This window comes from Moorella sp. E306M (assembly GCF_006538385.1).
Classification (GTDB): Bacteria; Bacillota; DSM-521; order Neomoorellales; family Neomoorellaceae; genus Neomoorella.
In genome coordinates this window covers 344,426-362,844 of record NZ_BJKO01000001.1, presented here as the reverse complement: position 1 = coordinate 362,844, position 18,419 = coordinate 344,426, and the positions used below count along the sequence as shown (strand labels likewise).

The following is an 18,419-nucleotide window of genomic DNA, read 5'->3' as shown; positions in this document are numbered from 1 at the left end:
ATGTTACACTGGGAGCTGTATTTTTTAATGAAAATCACTGCCGTTTCAGGTGGAATGCGGAAGGTCTTAGCTCACCCTGTTACCCGTAATGCTCTCGCACTCTACGCCATACAGTTAGCCAATTACGTTTTACCCCTGGTTACCGTTCCTTACTTGGCACGGGTTCTCCGGCCCGAGGGTTGGGGGCTGGTGGCCTTTGCCCAGTCATTTGCGCTCTGGCTTTCACTCGTGATAGAGTATGGTTTTTCCTTCTCGGCATCCAGGGAAATTGCGCGCAACCGGGGGGATTGGGATCATATTGCGGGTGTTGTTGCCGGAGTGGCCGGCGCAAATAGCCTCCTTCTATTTGGTGCAACGCTTCTAGCGGCCTTAATTAGTGGAGTCGTTCCGGTTTTCCGCCGGCATCAATTGTACCTCTGGCTGGCCTTCCTAAGCGCAGCGGTCCAGGGGTTGAGTCCATTCTGGTACTTCCAGGGAATGGAACGAATGCAGTTGCCGGGGGCGATCAATGTGATCGCACGCGTTATGCATGCATTTGGCATTTTCCTCTGGGTGAAAGCGCCGGACGATGGATGGAAGGTGCTGGCCCTGCAGGCAGTAACCGGGTTTATAGCCCTGGGAATAACCGTTATCTTACTTTACCGGGAAGTGCCTGTACGTCTGCCGCACCTTGGCGGGGCGGTGTCTGCCCTGCGCATGGGATGGAGCATGTTCATTTTTCGCAGCGCCGTAAGCCTGTATACCACGGCCAACGTCTTTATCCTCGGCCTTTTTGTCCCTCCTGCGCTGGTAGGTTACTATGGAGGGGCGGAAAAGATCAGCAAGGCAGTATTAGGTTTAGTCGGCCCTCTTTCGCAAGCTATCTACCCGCGAATGAGCCATCTCGCAATGAATGAGCGGAAAAAAGCAGTGCATCTAGGCCGGCTAGGTTTTCTCATTATCGGCGGTGCGGGGGTGCTTTTGGGCTGGATAGTGGCAGTATTTGCCCCGCTTTGGGTCGACCTGCTCCTGGGACCAGGTTATGATGGCGCGGTTCCGGTGTTGCGATTGCTTGCCCTGTTGATACCTCTGGTTGCTATGAGTAACGTTATGGGAATTCAGTGGATGCTGCCCCTCGGTATGGATCGGGACTTTAATGCTGTTATTCTCAGTGCCGGAATAATAAATCTTGTGCTGGCCGTGTTTCTCGCTCCCCGCTTTGGTCCTTCAGGCATGGCGTGGGCGGTTGTGAGCGCGGAGTTCTTTGTGACCTTTGCGATGGCATGGATATTGCATCGCTCAGGTCAGGGATTCTGGCAGCCCATTAAGGAGGACTTGTCATGAAAATAGACTGGGTAATCGTGGGTGCAGGTTTTGCTGGGGCTACCCTGGCTGAACGGATTGCAACTCATTTGGACAAAAAAGTGCTGGTGGTAGAAAAACGCGACCATATAGGCGGAAATGCCTATGATGAATACGACGAAAGCGGCATCCTGGTGCACAGGTACGGTCCGCACATCTTTCACACCAATTTAAAGCATGTATGGGACTATCTTTCTCGTTTTACCAGGTGGCGGCCTTACTACCACCGCGTGCTGGCAGTGGTCGACGGGAAGAAAGTCCCTGTACCTTTCAATCTTAATTCATTGTACGCTCTTTTTCCACCCGGCCAGGCCGCTAGGCTAGAGGAGGCTCTTATCGATGAATACGGTTTTGGAGCCAGGGTTCCCATTCTGAAACTCCGGGAGAGCGAAAAAAAGGACCTGCGCTTTTTGGCTGACTATATCTACGAGAAAATCTTCTACGGCTACACGCTCAAGCAGTGGGGGCTGAAGCCGGAGGAACTCGACCCCTCGGTAACCGGTCGGGTCCCGGTTTACATTAGCAGGGACGACCGTTATTTCCAGGATAAATACCAGGCAATACCCGAGCATGGGTACAACCAGTTATTCCGCCGCATGCTGGCCCATCCGAATATTAATGTGCTTTTGAACACTGACTACCGGGAAATTGAAAACGAAGTGAAGTTCAGCCGCATGGTTTATACCGGCCCCATAGATGCCTTTTTTGATTATGTGTACGGCAAACTGCCCTATCGCAGCCTGCGGTTTGAGTTTGCAACCTTAGATCGGGAATGGTTTCAGGATGTGGGCACAGTCAACTACCCGAACGAATTCGACTTTACCCGCATCACCGAGTTTAAGCACCTGACCGGGCAAGAGTATAGCGGAACTTCCATTATGCGCGAATATCCATATGCCGATGGCGACCCTTACTATCCCATTCCCTGTCCAGAGAACGAAGCGCTCTATAAGCAATACCGCTTACTGGCGGAAAAAGAAAGTAATATTACTTTTGTCGGCCGACTTGCACAATATCGCTACTACAACATGGACCAAGTGGTGGATGTGGCACTGAAGACGGCAGAAGAAATTTTGAGGGGTATTTAAGATGGCGGTAATTAATATTGTCTTGAGTGAACTCGAAAAAAAGAAATTCGGTGGCGGGCAGTGGTGTGTCATTCAATATGCACAAGGACTTGCTGAGCGAGGGCATGATGTCATGATACTTCCCATGTTGCCGTCCCCGCTGCCGGAGTGGTTCCCGAAAGAGCGACGATTCTCGTATTTGGCCAATGACGATGTGACCATGAATGCGGTTCAATCTCTTTGTAATATAATTCTCCGCTTATTTAAATATCCGTTCAAAAAGAATAAATGGTTATTTAAAGAGGCGATCCACAGTGCTCTCCTTAATGTTGGGTATTTGAAGCCTGGTCTTTTTCCCTTTGAAATGTGGCGTGCATTAAGCTTGGCCTACGTGCGGCAACATATGCGTCCTGCTGATGTAACGATTGCGACGTCTTTCGAGACGGCACTCCCTGTTGCTCTCTATGGAAGTGGGAAAAAAATGTACTTTATGCAGCACTTCGAACCTTATTTCTATAAAGAGAAGAGAGGCGGAGAAGTATCCAGAAAGGAAGCCTTGGCGAGTTATCGACTGGGTTTGCACATGATCGCCAATTCCTCATGGCTGAAAGGTATGGTTCAAAAAGAAGTCCCTGGCGTCAAGGTGGACCTTTGCCTTAATGCGATCAACCACGAATACTTTTACGGCGAGCCTAAAGTCGATTGCCGAACGGACGAGGTGGTGCTCATCAGCTACGGCGGTCGAAATGTGGAATGGAAAGGTTTTAGGGAAATGGCAGAAGCTGTTCGTATTGCTCGCGAACAACTACCTAAAACTAAGCTACGTTGGCAGGTGTACGGCGATGCTGACTTGCCGCCGGACAACCCTATTGCGCCCTACGAACATCTGGGCTTCCTTCAACCAAAAGCCTTAGGAGATGCCTATCGGCGGGCAGATATTTTACTGAGCGCATCTTGGTATGAAAGCTTCCCGCTTTTTCCACTAGAAGCAATGGCCTGCGGGCTTCCGGTCATTACCACCCAACCTGGCACGGAGGATTTCGCAAAGGATGGTGAAACGGCTATCATAGTTGAGCCAAAGAATCCGGCTAGTATTGCGCAAGGGATCATTCGTTTAACCACGGACTGTGAATTAAGAATGAAGATCGCGCGCCAAGGGTGTCAAGTTAGTCGTCGTTTTACGTGGGAAAACTCTGTTCGTACTATGGAGCAAATTATATTGAACGCCCTGCATGCTTTATGATTACGCAAGAAGCTACTATCACCGTTGTCACCGTCACCTATGGCCGCCGCTGGTGCTTCCTGTCGAAAGTCCTGGAGGTATTGCTTACGGACCCGGCGGTGGTAGAAATTGTGGTCGTGGATAACGGTTCACAGGAAGATATTCGCTCTCATGTGTCAGAGCTGGCCTCGCCTAAGATCCACGTCGTATCGACAGGGCAGAATCTCGGCTCGGCTGCTGGATTCAAGCGTGGGATCGAAGAGGCGTATTCGCGTGCCAAAGGGGAATTTATCTGGCTTTTGGATGACGATAACCGCCCGGAGCCTGACTGTCTCCAGCGCCTGCTTGCCTACTACCGGGCTTTGGGGAATGAGCCGATGAACTGCCTGCTGGCGCTACGGGAGCGTCAGCGGGAGTTGGTGGATCTCGTCGAGCGTGGCTACAGAGCCGATCCGCGACCCAATTCCTTTTTAGGGTTTCACTGGCGGGACGTGCCGCGGAAAATCGCTAGGCGGGTAATGCCGGGACGGACATCCGTGAAAACCGGCACGAAGTTTCCGCTCGTTTCATTGACCTATGCCCCTTATGGCGGGTTTTTGTTCCATAGAAGTTGGGTCAAGTGGGTGGGCTTGCCCAACGAGCGTTTTTTTCTCTACGGCGACGATCATGAATACACCTGGCGTTTTACTCGACAGGGCGGGCGCATTTACCTCTGCGCCAACTGCCGCGTAGAGGATATTGATGTCTCGTGGCATCACCAGACTCATGACGCTCATCCATTCTTGTCGCCGCGTGCCAACGCCTTGCGGCTATTCTACAGCGCCCGCAACCGGGCTTATCTTGAAGCAATTTACCTGGTCCATAGCAGGGTGGCATACGGATTTAACGTGGTACTTTATGTGGGTTTTATGCTTTTGAAAAGCCTGATACGCGAAGGCGACAAAGTGGGCGTGCTTGGGCGCCTGCGCCTATTTCTCAAAGCACTACGCCAAGGTTGGGCTGGTGAATTGGGTATTGCCCAAGAGCCCGGTTTGAAAATATGAAAAAAGGATTTGAAAATATGAAAATCTGCCTTATCCACACAATGTACTATCCCTATTATGGTGGTGGGGCGGAGCTCACGGTGCAACAGATTGCCGAGGGGCTGGCCGCACGGGGGCATGAAGTGGTGGTGGTGAGCGTGGGTAAGCACAAAGAGACCCGCTTCCATAACAAGGTAAAGATTTATGAAATCGAACTGGCGAACCTGTATTGGCCCTTTGATCATTTCAGAGGCAAGACGCTGTTGAAGCCCTTCTGGCACCTTACGGATGCCTACAATCCCGTCATGGCCCGGCGGGTGGGAGAAATCCTCGATACGGAGCGGCCCGATGTGGTGCAGGCGCATAACCTTGCGGGCTTCTCTGCCGCCGTGTGGGTGACTGTAAAGCGACGGGGACTGCCGCTCCGCCAGGTGCTGCACGATTATTATCACTTGTGTGTACGCTCCACCATGTTTGCCAGAGGGCGCAATTGCGAGCGCCAATGTACAGTCTGCCGCGCATACCGCACCCCAAGTCGTCGCTTAAGCGGCCTGGTAGATGTGGTGGTGGGTGTAAGCCGCTATGTGCTGGAGGCCCATGTCTCCAGAGGACTTTTCCCCAATGCCAAGCAAAAGATCATCCACAATGGCTACACCATGCACCGCGCTGTGGCCCCCGGGCGTTTGTCGGAGAAAGTACGCTTTGGCTATATCGGCCGGTTGCATCCGACCAAGGGCCTGGACTTACTGATCGATGCTTTCCTGGCTCTTAAGTCCCCAGACACTGAATTGCTAATCGCTGGAGAGGGGGCGCCTGAATATGTCGCTGCCCTCAAGCAGCGCACGCAAGGTAAAGCGGTGCAATTTCTTGGGCATACCAGCCGCGATGCCTTCTATCCAGCAATCGATGTGCTGATCGTGCCGTCAATTTGGCATGAGCCTTTTGGCAAGATCGTCATTGAAGGAATGGCATGGGGTAAGCCGCTAATTGCATCATGCCGCGGTGGTATACCGGAGATGGTGGTGGACCAGGAGAACGGCTTCCTGTTCGAGCCCGACGATCCCGGCGCACTTCTAACTGCCATGGGTGCAATGCTTGCACAGCGGGACGCCTATCCTCTCCTTTCTGCTGCCTGTATTGAGCGGGCAAAAGAGTTTTCTGAAGAGAAAATGGTGGAGGCCTACGAGGCTTCGATATGGGAATCTTTAGCGGGGAGAATTGCACTGTGAAAAGCGAAGGAGCGAAACCGACATACTTTTCCCGCTTTGTGTTGTTGGCTCTATGCCTGTTTTTGACGGTCAAGGCCTTGGAAGGTCCCGTCCGCTATGCGCTGGTAAGTGCGGATATTGAATGGGCAATTTATGTACCGACCTTTCTGCTTATGCTGGTGGTATTGCTGCGGGGCTTGCTGGTAATGCACACCTGGCGGATAAGTCGCGTCATGCTGATCGTGACCCTGGCTCTCCTCGGGGCGAGCGGGTTGGGTATGGTGCTCATCGGCAATCCCGCCCAGGTGCTCTTTGGCATTTATGTTTGGGTGCCGTTTCTATTCGGTGCGGCGCTGGCGCAGGAGATTGTTCCGCATTTGCGGAGGTTATATTGTTTTTTTGTCCTGTTATGGTTGGTTTCCGTAGCCGGCGTATTCCTGAATTACTTTTTTGATTGGCCGTGGGCCGGTTTCGTATACAAGGTCAGTGGCATCAGCATCGAAGGTACTCGTAAATGGAGTACCTTCGGCATCGAGCGCCTGGCGGGTTTTGCCCGCGCTTCTTTCGAGGCTGCGATTATTATCTTTATTTTGTCGCTGCTTTTGCTGATCTACGGGAAAAACCGGTGGACCAAGCCCGCCGTGTGGTTGATTGGTGGCGGCGCCATTGTGCTCACCACGACCAAAGGCATTATGGCAGCCTATCTGGCAGTGACCCTGCTGTTGCTGGTGCGCCCCTGGACGCCGGCCTTTATCCTGCGTGCTGCACCGTTTGTGGTGGCCATAGTGGTTATGGCTTTTCCACTGTATTCCTGGACCCAGGACATCTCCTTGATTTTGAAAAATGAAGTCGACTGTCTATTACTGGCGTCATTCGAAGATCGTTTGACCTACACGTGGCCCGCTGCCAATGAACTGGTCTTTCAGCATGGCGCAGGTCCTGTAGGCCGCGGGGTCGGTGGGATCGGCGCGGCCCAGGATCGGTTCGAGAAAACGCTCTATAATCCTGCGGACAACCTCTTTGTATATCTCTTCGGTATTGCAGGCTACTTGGCAGTGATCCTTATGTTGCTAATTGCCTACCGCGTTTCCCGATTCGCGGGTGGCCGTCAGGGCGAAGCGACGTTCTTTTATCTCTTGGGGATGGGGATACTGATCTATGGGCTGACGACCAATGTGGTGGAGAGCGCTTATATGGGGATGTTTTTGGGGATTGTGGTGCGATCCGCGTCTTATTTTGGGACGGCGGCTGTACCCTCGAGGTTAGGGGTTGATTAAATGCCGTTGCCAATACGTGTTACGCGCCGAGGGAGTAGGATCAAGGCAACGATCCCAGTACTATCGTTATAAGCCTTCTTGATTTTCCCATGCGCAATCTGTTATGCCCAGCCGTTTCCTATCGGGATCGGTACAAATATTTATAAGCAGGGTCTTGAACATGATCTGCGGATCAAGCCAAAAGCCTGTTTCAGAGGAAAGCTTGGCAGCGTCTGCGTGATATATACAAAAGGCAGCCGAACTCCTAAAGGGGAAAGTTGGCTTATATGAGGTTTGGAACGAGTGGATCATAGTAAGACGCCTGTGACTCCAGAAAGCTACCTGAAATTAGTACAGCTGTTGAAGAAGGCGTAAGGTTTTGAGCAGGGTTATGTGGCCGGATCATCTATTGGCAAGAAGTAGGCTTGTAAGAAACATAATAGGAGTCATGCTTGAAATATTCTTCATGTATGGTGAAGACGTTGAGTGGCAGTTACGTGCCAGGCAGGGCGGGTATCGTTTGGTTTACTGCCCGCACTCAAAGGTTTGGCACAAGGAAAACGCTTCGTCAGGGTATAAAAGTCCCTTCGTGGAATATTATGGCACACGCAACTCCATCTGGATAGTTCGGCGCTACTATCTCTGGCGTCTGCCGGTGGCCGTATTCTTTCACCTGTTCCGCGCCGGTTGCCGGATCCTCACGGACAAATGGCAACAGGCCGCCGCTGTCTTAAGAGGAATTTTCTCTGGGGTTACTGCCAACTCAGTTTTATAAGAGAGAATTGGGAAGATGTAGCGTGTTCGCAAAAATGCCTGTTGACTCTCGTGTGTCACTTAGAAGATGCTGATGGCAATGAATGGATGGATGGATTCGTCGGCTTGCTTTGCTGGAAGGGAAATTAGTGGTGGTAAAAGACACTTGGGCATATCAGATTACAGGCCAACGAGTTACCTTTCCGCACAATTCCTTAAGACCTTTGAATTAGATAAGGGAGAGCATGAGCAGTGAGAATAGCCATTAATGCCCGCTTTCTAATCCAGCGGCTAACTGGTGTCCAACGATATGCGCGCGAAATAACTAGGGGAATCGCTAGACTTCTCGGTCCGGAAAATATTAAGCTAATTGCCCCAGCAGGTGCTGCGCCCGAGTTTGTGGGATTAGAAGTTTTTCACTACGGTGGTTTCGTAAGAGGCCACGCATGGGAGCAGGTTGTCTTGCCGATGGCGGTAAGGAGGAATCGGACGGACCTCCTGTTTTCTCCTGGTAATACCGGACCCATTCTTGTGAGTGATCAAGTGGTAACTGTCCACGATGTAGGGGTTTTCGCAAGGCCCGAAGGTTTTAACCCTAATTTCGTGCGTTGGTATCAATTTCTTCTCCCGCGGCTGACGCAGCAAGTGCGGAGAGTGGTTACCATCAGCGAGTTCTCCAAGCGGGAGATTGTAAAGTACCTTGGAATTTCTCCTGACAAAATTACGGTCATTCCTAATGGGGTGTCAGAACGTTTTACACCAATGGAACAAAGAGCTATATTAGCCTTTAAAGAAGCTAGGAGACTTCCCGAACGTTTTATTCTTGGACTTGCCTCCCGGGCACCGAACAAGAATTTTGGCGGGCTCTTAAAAGCCTGGCAGTACCTGTGCGAACGAACTGAGTTAAAAGATCTTTGGCTCGTGGTGGCCGGTGGCGTTTCTCGGACACTACAAATCGACCCGGCAAACGCAGGGATGCAAAACCTGCCATGGGTTTACGATTTGGGATACGTGAGTGATGAAGATTTACCGGCCCTCTACAATGCGGCCGATGTCTTTGTCTTTCCTTCCTTCTACGAAGGCTTTGGCCTTCCTCCGCTGGAGGCCATGGCTTGCGGTACACCGGTGGTCGTGTCAAGTACCGCATCTTTGCCTGAGGTCGTTGGTGACGCAGGAGTTTACGTTAATCCCTACGACGTTGAGGATATTGCTCAGGGCATTTACAGGGTGCTGACCGACCAGGAATTACGGCGCCAACTGCGGGAAAAGGGATTAGCCCGGGCTAAGCTTTTTACGTGGGAAAGGAGCGCCAAGGAAACCTTAAGAGTTTTCGAAGAAGTATTTGTAAGAAAAGAGGAGTAGCAGGAAATGGACCTTGCACTTGTCCACGGCTGGCTCATCACCATCGGCGGCGCTGAGTGCTGCCTGGAAGTATTTCACGAGCTCTGGCCGGAGGTGCCGCTTTACACGCTGGCTTAACATGGTTGTCGTACTAACTAGGCTAAAAATGGGGATGAGGAGACGTAACATGCGAATATTAATGTTGAGTACGTTATGTTTTCCACGCACTATGGGGGGCGTAGAAAACCACATATATTACTTATCAAAGGAACTGATAGAGCTTGGCCATTATGTCGAGATCTTCGTTCCTATTCTCGAAGAGGCATATCCCGCTAAATCTGTTTCTCAAAAAACCTATTTTGGCCTAACAGTACACGAAGTCACTCTCAATAATCCTGTGTTAACCGTCATCAATAGGCTACGTTCCTCCCTTGCAGGAGGTTCACAGTTGGGCCTTCTTTTCGCCTTCCTTCAGAAGTCTAGTTATCAAATTGCAAGTCGCTACGTGGCACACGTTCTTTTGGATGTGATGAGAACTCGTAGAATGGACCTCTTGCACCAACATGACTTTTCAGCAAATCTATTTTCAACAAAAATAGTATCCCGGTATTACCCTGTAATGTTGACTAACCACACTGGCGAGTTTTTACATATCAAGCGGCGGTGGTATGCTAGGCCATTCCTTAAGTTTGCTTTGAACCACTACAGCCGCATTATCGGACCCAGCCCTGAACTTGCCGAGATTCCCTACTTTCCGCATAAGTCGGTTTTTATCCCGAATGGCGTAGATACTGAGTTTTTTCAACCTTTAAGCGAAGAAACACGAAGGAAGAAAAGATTGGATTTAGGTTACAACCCGGAAGATTTTCTCATTCTTTGTCCGCGCCGGTGGGCGCCAACAAAAGGCGTAATCTATTTAGTCCAAGCAATACCACTTGTGGTCGAACAAATGCCCAACACCATGTTTCTATTCGCAGGCTCCGACTACCCTGGTTATCCTGATTACCGCAAGCAAATTATCGGTAGTCTCGATAAAATAAAGGCTGGCGGAATCACTAATTTCAGGCTGTTAGGCAATTTGGGGGCCGAAGATCTTCGCTTATTCTACCAAATAAGCGACGTAGTAGTCATTCCTTCCATACTGGAGGCCATTAGTCTCGCTGCATTAGAGGCTATGGCATGTGATTGCCCCGTTATTGCAACTCGGGTGGGCGGTATGCCTGAGATAATACAAAACGGAAGAACCGGCTTGCTGGTTGAGGCTGGTAATCCTGAAGCACTGGCTCAGGCTATATTAAAGGTAGGGTCGTTTGACAAGGATAGACAACGAGAGATGGGTCGAACGGCAAGACAGCTTGTACTAGATCGCTATCAATGGCGGAAAGTTGCCGAAGCAACTGTGAAAGTATACGAAGAAGCCATAAAAGGTAAGAAACGCTAAAGTATTCACTTCGTTCGCAGGCAAGAAACAAGCAATTCCTCGGGTACCAGGACGACGCCGCCGTGGCGGATTTGATGTCCCGGGCACGGGCTTTTGTGTTTGCCGCCGAGGAAGACTTCGGCATCGTCCCCGTAGAGGCCCAGGCCTGCGGCACGCCGGTCATTGCTTACGGCAAAGGCGGGGTGGAAGATACGGTAGTGCCTGCAACCGGGGATAACTGGGAGGCGGCCACGGGGCTTTTCTTTTACGAGCAAAGCGTGGAGGCGCTGGAAGCCGCGGTGAGGCAGTTTTTGGACTGGGAAGGCCGTTTCCGGCCGGAGGTGCTGCGGCGTAACGCGGAGCGTTTCAGCCGGGAGCGGTTCAAGCGGGAAATCGAGATGTTTGTTGACCAGAAATGGAGCGAAGCTGACCGCTTCAAAAAATAGCAGTGGCAGGAGGATAATTATAAATGCGTTGCAGCGTTGTTATCATGGCCGGCGGGTCAGGAGAACGCTTCTGGCCCTACAGCAGGAGAGAGAAACCAAAGCAGTTCCTGCCGGTGGCCGGCGAGGGGACACTTTTGCAGCAGGCGGTGCGCCGCGCAAGGTTGCTTGTACCCTGGTCAAACGTCTACATTGTGACCGGACGCCCGTACCTCGGCCTGGTGCGCGAGCAGGTGCCTGAACTACCGCCGGGGAACCTCCTGGTGGAGCCCGCAGGGCGGGATACTGCCCCGTGCATCGCCCTGGCCGCCAGCTTCTTAGAGAACAGGGATCCGGGGGCTGCCATGGTGGTTCTGCCCTCGGACCATATGGTCCTGGACGAGAAGCGGTTTGCGGCGGTCATCAAAGACGCCGTAGCTGCCGCTCAGAAGACCAAAGGCCTGGTTACCATCGGCATCAGGCCTACGCGCCCGGAGACGGGATACGGGTATATCCATGTCGGCCCCATTTCCCGGGTGGAAAAGGGTCGCGCCCTCAGAGTGCGGGAGTTTACCGAAAAGCCGGATTTGGAAACGGCCATGGCTTTTCTGGCCTCGGGAGAATACCTGTGGAACAGCGGGATGTTTGTCTGGGAAGTCGGGGTTATTCAGGAAGCTATTAAGCGCTACCTGCCCGAGCTGGCTGCCGGCATGCGGCCCATAGCGGAGGCTATGGGAACGAGTACCTTTGACGCAGTGCTGGACGAGCATTTTCCTCGCTTGCCCAAGATATCTATTGATTACGGTGTTATGGAAAAGGCCGATAATGTCTGGGCCGTTCCCGGGGATTTCGGCTGGGATGACCTGGGCACCTGGACGGCCCTGGAACGAGTTGCCGGGAAGGATATAGATGGTAATCTGGTACAGGGACAGGCGGTGCTGGTAGATACCAAGGAAACCATTATCCGCAGTGACAGCGATAATAAACTGGTGGTGACTTTTGGGCTGAAAGATACCCTGGTAGTGGACACGCCCGACGTGCTGCTGGTGGCTGATAAGAAGAGGGCCCAGGACTTAAAAGCAGTTTTAAATGAACTCCGGCGGCAGGGGCTGGACAGATTCTTGGGTAAGGCAGGGGAGAGGAGAGGAGAAGACCTTTGCACCTCCCTGGCCCGCGAGCATCCGGTAAAAGAAAAACCCTGGGGACGGGAGATCTGGTGGAGCGTCACCGAGGCCTATGCCGGCAAGATCCTGTATATCCGGGCGGGGCACAGCTTGAGCAAGCAGTACCACCGCCGGAAAAGGGAGACCATGCTGGTCATCCAGGGAAGCGGTTATCTGGAGCTGGGGGAAAAACGTATCCCTGTTGAGGCCAGGAAGGTTGTAGATATCCCGCCGGGGACCGTTCACCGTATTGAAGCTGCAACGGATATGATCTTGATTGAGATTTCCACACCGGAGCTGGATGATGTGGTCCGCCTGGAAGACGTGTACGGCCGCGTTTCCGGTAGTTGAGAAAGGGGAGGATGCTTAAGACTATGAACCCCCATGTCTTTAAAACTTATGATCTAAGAGGAGTAGCTGAGGTGGACTTTCCCGATGGGGAAGTAGAGCGGCTCGGCCGCGCTTTAGGAGCGTACTTTTTGCAGCGTGATCACAGGCGGGTAATTGTCGGGCGCGACAACCGGCGCCATTCCCTGCGCTTGCGGAACGCCCTAACGCGGGGCCTTGTTTCCACCGGCTGTGAAGTGCTGGACATCGGCGAGGTCATCACGCCCGTTTTTTATTTTGCCCATCACCTTTATGGATATAAAGCCGGGGTAATGATCACCGCCAGCCACAACCCGCCGGAAGATAATGGCTTTAAGATTTTCTGCGGGGAGAGCACCATCTACGGGGAAGATATCCAGCGCCTAAAGCTTATCCTGGAGCAGGGCGATTTTCCTCAAGGACAGGGGCAGGTAGTTTATGCCAGTCCACAAGAGGAATACATTAAATACATAACCGGGCGCATCCACTTGGAAAGGTCCTTAAAAGTGGCGGTAGATGCCGGTAACGGCACGGCCGGGCCGGTGGCCGTCAAGCTGCTGGAAGCCCTGGGGTGTGAAGTTGTCCCCCTGTACTGTGATCCCGATCCTTCTTTTCCCAACCACCACCCCGATCCCACGGTGGTAGAAAACCTGAGAGACCTGATACGCCTTGTTCGTGAAGCGGGGGCGGATGTGGGCTTAAGCTTTGACGGCGATGGCGACCGGCTGGGTGTGGTGGATGAAAAGGGCCGGGTCATCTGGGGCGATATCCTGCAGGTTCTTTTCTGGCGCGAGATCCTGCCCCGCTTTCCCGGAGCCCCGGCCATTGTGGAGGTTAAGTGCAGCCAGGCCTTAGTTGATGAAATAGTTCGCCTGGGTGGCAAGCCTTTCTTTTATAAAACCGGCCACTCCCTCATCAAGGCGAAAATGCGGGAAGTAGGGGCGCCTTTCACGGGGGAAATGTCCGGGCATTTCTTCTTCGCCGATGAGTATTTCGGCTTTGACGACGCGCCCTACGCTGCGGCCCGCTTGTTGAGGATCCTGTCCCGGTCGGGAAAACCTTTGTCGGCTCTCCTGGCTGATATTCCGCGGCTTTATTCCACACCTGAAACCCGTATTCCCTGCCCGGAAGAGCGCAAAGAGGAAGTGGTGCATGAGATTATCTCCTCTTTTCGCCGTGAGGGTTATGACGTGATTGATGTAGACGGCGCGCGTATCCAGTTTCCTTCCGGCTGGGGTCTGGTCCGGGCTTCCAACACCCAGCCGGTGCTGGTGGCCAGGTGCGAGGCAGGTAGCCTGGCGGATTTACAAGAGATCGCAGGCAAATTGAAAAACAGTCTTATCTGCGCGGGAGTAAAGGAATTCCAGTGGGATTTTCCGATGGAGGAATAAACATACGTCTGATTTAAATTAACTGCCGCTGTTTGCAATGTCTTGCTGGGAGATAGGTGTTGGCGTGTTAGCAATGAAGACGTTACTGGATATCAATATTACTGTTTCCCCGGAAACAAATTTGGTTTTATACTCAAAGAATGCCTCTTTCAGATGTTCGTTAGCAAATATCTGGTCGGGGATGGTGTTGCCCGCGCGGCTGTGGGGTTCACTCATTCTGGAGCGAACTCGTCTTGCTTACCGGCACCTTCCTGGTTCTACGAAGGGTCGTGAGGTGGCGGTATGGCTGGTCCTTTAGGAAAACAAACCGTGGCCCGTGCTGCGTCGGTGGTGATGGCTGCTACGGTGCTAAGTAAGCTTTTAGGGTTTGGCCGGGAGGCGGCCCTGGCCGCCGTTTTCGGCGCGAGCCGGGTCACCGACGCCTATCTCGTAGCCACGGTGATACCTTCGCTTCTCTTCGCTATCGTGGGCGCGGCCATCACCACCGTGGGCATTCCGGTGCTGAGCGAGTACCTTTACCGGGAGGAAAAGAGGTTAGAGCTGGCTTCCCTCGTCTGGAGCAGCTTCCACGCCATTGCGGCGCTGCTCCTTGTGATTTGTTTTGTAGCGGTGCCCTTCGCGCCGTGGCTGGTCAGGCTCCTGGCCCCCGGCTTCGGTCCCGATCAGGCCGCCCTTACGGCGGAGCTGGTGCGGGTAATGCTGCCGGCCACGGTCTTTATGGGGCTCTCCGGGTGGGCCCAGGGGGTGCTCAACGCCCACAAGCATTTTCTGGCCCCGGCGGCAGTCGGCATTCCGTACAACGTGATCCTTATAACCGCCATTTTTCTTTCGGGTTCCTTCTGGGGTATTGAGGGCGTGGCCTGGGCGACGGTGCTGGCCATCGCCAGCCAGTTCTTTATCCAGGTGCCCGTGCTGCGCGGCCTGGGGATCCGGTACCGGCCGGTACTGGACCTCCGGCACCCGGGCCTTACGAAGATGGCGGCCCTGGTGCTCCCGGTGCTGGTGGGGGTGGGCGCGGGACAGCTTAACGTAATCGTGGACCGCATCCTGGCTTCGGGACTGGCGGAGGGCAGCATATCGGCGCTGAACTACGCGCAGAAGGTGCTGCAGATCCCGCAGGGGCTTTTCGCTGCGCCGCTGATCATCGTTCTCTACCCGTCGCTAGCCGAGCGCGGCGCGGTGGGCGACCTGGCCGGGTTTAAGGAACGGCTCGCCCGCGGCCTGGGGGCGCTGGCCTTCCTGGCGGTGCCGCTCCTCGTGGGCGTGATCGTCCTCCGCCACGAGCTGGTGGCCTTCCTGTTCCAGCGCGGTGCCTTCGACGCGACGGACGCCCGCATGACCGCCGTTGCCCTCCTTTTCTACACCCTGGGGTTGCTCTTCCTCGTATGGCGCGACTATCTGGCCCGGGCCTTTTACGCGCTGCAGGACACCGCCATGCCAATGTGGACGGGGCTTGCGTCTGTGGCGGTCAACATTGGCCTTAACCTGGTTCTGGTCCGTTACCTGGCCCACGGCGGGCTGGCGTTGGCCACGTCCATCGCCGCACTGGTCGGTTGCGCGCTGCTGCTGGTCTTCTTAAGGCGGCGCCTCGGTCGCCTGGGCGGGCGTTATTTCCTGCTAGAGACGGCCAGGGTGAACGTAGCGGCCCTGGTGATGGGGGCGGTGGCATGGTGGCTGAATGTGGCGGCGGAGTTGCCCTTCAACCGGTTGGCGCAATATGCGGCCGGCTTCCTCGGGGGCGGCCTGGCGGCGTTTGGAACCCTGGGCCTGCGGATTAGTGTACTTGGCTGTGCCGGCGCCCTGGTGTACGCCGGCGCCTGCCGGCTTCTCGGTGTAAGGGAGATTTTTTATGTGCTGGGGTTGGTAAGGGAAAGGATGAGGTGGCTTTGGTAAATTATACTCCAAAGTAGTTCTTTTGCGTTTTGCTGCCAGTTAAGAAATTGCAGGAATGGTAACTGAGGCCCGGCTATTAAATTTAAACTCTGGCTGGTGTTTGGGAATGCAAGCTCTTATTTGTCTGCAATGCTGGAAATAAGGAGTAGAAAAAGATGCGGGTATTAGTGACCGGCGGGGCCGGATATATCGGCAGTCACACGGTAAGGCGGCTGCTGGAAGCCGGCCATGAGGTAATTGTGTATGATAACCTGAGCCGGGGGCACCGGGAAGCGGTGGCCGGGGTGCCCCTGGTCGAAGGCGATATCCTGGACGGGGAGCTGCTGCGGTCTACCCTGGCGCGCTATGGCTGCCGGAGTATTTTGCATTTCGCCGCCTTGAGCCTGGTGGGTGAATCGGTCCGCGACCCCCAGGCTTATTATTTGAATAACGTCGGCGGCGGCTTGACTCTCCTCCAGGCGGCTCTACATTGCGGCGTGCCCTACTTCGTCTTTTCCTCCAGCGCCGCCGTCTACGGCGAACCCCATGAGATGCCCATCCGGGAAGACTTTCCCCTGGAGCCCGCTAACCCCTACGGCGAGACGAAAATGGTCCTGGAGAAGGCCCTGGCCTCCTACAGCCGCGCTTACAATTTCCGCGCCATATCCTTACGTTACTTCAACGCCGCCGGGGCGTCACCGGCAGGGGATATCGGCGAAGACCACGACCCGGAAACCCACCTCATCCCCCTGGTGCTTAGGGCCATTATGACGGGTGAAGAATTAACGGTCTTTGGCGACGACTACCCTACTCCTGACGGGACGGCGGTGCGGGACTACATCCACGTCGACGACCTGGCGGCAGCCCACGTCCTGGCCCTGGAAGCCCTAGAGCAGGGCAACCCTACGGCGGCCTATAACCTTGGCACCGGCCGGGGCTATTCGGTTCTTCAGGTAATCCGGGCGGCGGAAAAGGTGACGGGGAAAAAGGTGCCCTACCGTGTCGGTCCCCGGCGGCCCGGCGACCCGGCGGTGCTGGTAGCCTCGGCAGAAAAAGCAATCGCGGAGTTAGGCTGGCAACCTCGATTTACAGAACTGGAGGACATCATTGCTACTGCCTGGCAGTGGCACCGCAGCAGGCCGCGGGGATTTAAAGGATAACTTAAAGACCGGCCTGCTTAAACCCGGCCGGTCTTTGATACCAGGGCGACCTTAAGCCCAGAGTGGAGCTTAAGTATCAATGTTTATATCAATGTTTAAGGGCAAGAACCCTTAGCAGTTCCTCCTCGCTGGTGATGTCCAGTATCTTTTCCGCCAGGTCATCCAGCTGCTCCACTGATAAAGTCTTTATCTTCGCTTCCACTTCAGGAGAGGTAGTGCCCAACCGTTTCCTTAACAGCCTTATGATTATTTCCTGCCGGCCTTCCTGCCGGCCCTTTAAATGCCAGGATGTGGTTAGTTCCATGACCCTTTGCACCTCCTCGGGTTGGAGTTCTTCCGGCAACTTCTCTTGCAGAGATTTTTCTTCTTCGGCGCTCAATACCAGATAGCTATCAAAAAAGGCGGTTATCAGTTCCATCCTTGCTGGGTCCAACTGCATTCTTGTCAATAGGCGCAAAAACTCGATTTTTACCTGCACCCGTTCCCGGGGCGAATAGTCCATCTTGCTTAACAATGCCGCTGCTACCGGGTTGGTGCTGTTGAGGTACTGCCGCCAGGGCAGTCTCTTGAGCTGTATTTTGTAAAACTCGAACTGCAACACCTTGAGAAACGGAAACTCTACTTCATGCCGGTTGGTTTCTTCTAACTTGCTGTCATGGGCAAAGACGGCGATGGGCAGCACCTTTTTCTGGTGTTTTTCGTAAAGCCTGCTGAAGTAAATGAACATGCGCCGGGCGAAGTCGGCCTGGCGGTAGGCCTGGGGCTCGATGTGGACCAGGACGCAGCCGTCTTCTCCTTTGATTTTGACTTCAGCGAGGATATCCACGTAGTGCTTGTCGCCAGCGGTAATATCGGTTATAATTTCCTGGGTTAAAAACCTGGTATCCGAATAGTCGATTAAAGCATGGGCTTTAGGGAAGAAGAGCTCCATAAACTCCCGGAAAAAAGTGGTCAGCAGTTCCTTGAACAGGCGGTCGTGATCAACGGGCATTGGCGGTTACTCCTGTTTTTCTTTATTTTACTTGAGAAGGCCCGGGTTGAGCAAGGGTTATTTTTTTAATATATTGGCAAAGGCCTGGCCCCGGAGCTGCAGTCCCATCCAGTTCCCTCGGCAAACCTGCAGATGTTATTTTTGTCATCTCGGGTGAACAGGGCGAACGGTGGGCTATCAGCATCTATGAAAACGCCCTTTACAGCTTTATGGCTCCAGGACCGGGGGATAGAAGTGGTGGGCATGGATATCCTTATCCTTACGTTATTTCAACGCCGCCGGGGTGTCGCCGGCAGGGGATATTGGGGACGGCGGTGCGGGACTACATCCACGTCGAGGACCTGGCGGCAGCCCACGTGCTGGCCCTGGCGGACCTGGAGCAGGGCGGGCAGCCCCACGGCGGCCTATAACCTTGGCAGCGGCC

16 protein-coding genes and 1 pseudogene are annotated in these 18,419 nt (G+C 53.8%); 15 read left to right on the top strand and 2 right to left on the bottom strand.

Annotated features, from left to right (window positions below):
* Positions 1–27 precede the first annotated feature (27 nt).
* The 12 genes and pseudogenes from FLZ89_RS01890 (at position 28) to FLZ89_RS01830 (ending at position 13,972) form a co-directional block, all read left to right on the top strand.
* The gene (locus tag FLZ89_RS01890) at positions 28–1,323 is read left to right on the top strand and encodes a flippase (RefSeq protein ID WP_216363812.1); all 1,296 of its coding nucleotides are present in this window, start codon (positions 28–30) and stop codon (positions 1,321–1,323) included.
* Positions 1,320–2,429, top strand: a complete 1,110-nt coding sequence (glf, locus tag FLZ89_RS01885; protein ID WP_141304214.1) for a UDP-galactopyranose mutase — start codon at positions 1,320–1,322, stop codon at positions 2,427–2,429. The genes FLZ89_RS01890 and glf overlap by 4 nt, the downstream gene beginning before the upstream one ends.
* 1 nt (position 2,430) lies before the next feature.
* A complete protein-coding gene (locus FLZ89_RS01880; RefSeq protein ID WP_141304213.1) occupies positions 2,431–3,651 on the top strand; it encodes a glycosyltransferase family 4 protein in 1,221 nt (406 codons plus the stop codon).
* Positions 3,648–4,673, top strand: coding sequence for a glycosyltransferase (locus tag FLZ89_RS01875; protein WP_141304212.1), 1,026 nt, complete (start codon positions 3,648–3,650; stop codon positions 4,671–4,673). Before FLZ89_RS01880 ends, FLZ89_RS01875 begins: the two co-directional genes overlap by 4 nt.
* Positions 4,670–5,881, top strand: coding sequence for a glycosyltransferase family 4 protein (locus FLZ89_RS01870; RefSeq protein ID WP_141304211.1), 1,212 nt, complete (start codon positions 4,670–4,672; stop codon positions 5,879–5,881). The genes FLZ89_RS01875 and FLZ89_RS01870 overlap by 4 nt, the downstream gene beginning before the upstream one ends.
* Positions 5,878–7,137 (top strand): hypothetical protein, encoded by a 1,260-nt coding sequence (locus tag FLZ89_RS01865; RefSeq protein ID WP_141304210.1) that lies wholly within the window; start codon positions 5,878–5,880, stop codon positions 7,135–7,137. The genes FLZ89_RS01870 and FLZ89_RS01865 overlap by 4 nt, the downstream gene beginning before the upstream one ends.
* Positions 7,138–7,564: 427 nt before the next feature.
* Positions 7,565–7,891 carry a glycosyltransferase family 2 protein gene (locus FLZ89_RS01860; RefSeq protein WP_141304209.1) on the top strand — a complete coding sequence of 109 codons (327 nt, stop codon included), beginning with the start codon at positions 7,565–7,567 and terminating at the stop codon, positions 7,889–7,891.
* A gap of 230 nt (positions 7,892–8,121) precedes the next feature.
* Positions 8,122–9,231 (top strand): glycosyltransferase family 4 protein, encoded by a 1,110-nt coding sequence (locus tag FLZ89_RS01855; RefSeq protein ID WP_141304208.1) that lies wholly within the window; start codon positions 8,122–8,124, stop codon positions 9,229–9,231.
* A 166-nt stretch (positions 9,232–9,397) separates the two neighbouring features.
* A complete protein-coding gene (locus tag FLZ89_RS01845) occupies positions 9,398–10,651 on the top strand; it encodes a glycosyltransferase family 4 protein (RefSeq protein ID WP_172613392.1) in 1,254 nt (417 codons plus the stop codon).
* Between the two features lie 35 nt (positions 10,652–10,686).
* Positions 10,687–11,076, top strand: a pseudogene (locus FLZ89_RS01840) (glycosyltransferase); the annotation flags it as partial.
* Between the two features lie 23 nt (positions 11,077–11,099).
* Positions 11,100–12,566: a mannose-1-phosphate guanylyltransferase gene (locus FLZ89_RS01835; RefSeq protein WP_141304204.1), complete on the top strand. Its 1,467-nt coding sequence runs from the start codon at positions 11,100–11,102 to the stop codon at positions 12,564–12,566.
* An 11-nt stretch (positions 12,567–12,577) separates the two neighbouring features.
* Entirely contained in the window at positions 12,578–13,972 is a 1,395-nt protein-coding gene (locus tag FLZ89_RS01830) for a phosphomannomutase/phosphoglucomutase (RefSeq protein WP_253256382.1), read from the top strand.
* Between the two features lie 18 nt (positions 13,973–13,990).
* Here the strand turns inward: FLZ89_RS01830 and FLZ89_RS01825 are convergent, their stop codons facing one another.
* Positions 13,991–14,188, bottom strand: coding sequence for a hypothetical protein (locus tag FLZ89_RS01825; RefSeq protein ID WP_141304203.1), 198 nt, complete (start codon positions 14,186–14,188; stop codon positions 13,991–13,993).
* Between the two features lie 66 nt (positions 14,189–14,254).
* Here FLZ89_RS01825 and murJ point away from each other — a divergent pair, with 66 nt between their 5' ends.
* Both murJ and galE read left to right on the top strand, forming a co-directional pair.
* Positions 14,255–15,865, top strand: coding sequence for a murein biosynthesis integral membrane protein MurJ (murJ, locus tag FLZ89_RS01820; protein WP_141304202.1), 1,611 nt, complete (start codon positions 14,255–14,257; stop codon positions 15,863–15,865).
* Between the two features lie 155 nt (positions 15,866–16,020).
* The gene (galE, locus tag FLZ89_RS01815) at positions 16,021–17,004 is read left to right on the top strand and encodes a UDP-glucose 4-epimerase GalE (protein ID WP_141304201.1); all 984 of its coding nucleotides are present in this window, start codon (positions 16,021–16,023) and stop codon (positions 17,002–17,004) included.
* An 88-nt stretch (positions 17,005–17,092) separates the two neighbouring features.
* Here the strand turns inward: galE and FLZ89_RS01810 are convergent, their stop codons facing one another.
* Positions 17,093–17,995 carry a DUF4351 domain-containing protein gene (locus tag FLZ89_RS01810; protein ID WP_141304200.1) on the bottom strand — a complete coding sequence of 301 codons (903 nt, stop codon included), beginning with the start codon at positions 17,993–17,995 and terminating at the stop codon, positions 17,093–17,095.
* 209 nt (positions 17,996–18,204) lie between these two features.
* Here FLZ89_RS01810 and FLZ89_RS16480 point away from each other — a divergent pair, with 209 nt between their 5' ends.
* Positions 18,205–18,405, top strand: coding sequence for an NAD-dependent epimerase/dehydratase family protein (locus tag FLZ89_RS16480; protein ID WP_277997537.1), 201 nt, complete (start codon positions 18,205–18,207; stop codon positions 18,403–18,405).
* Positions 18,406–18,419 lie beyond the last annotated feature (14 nt).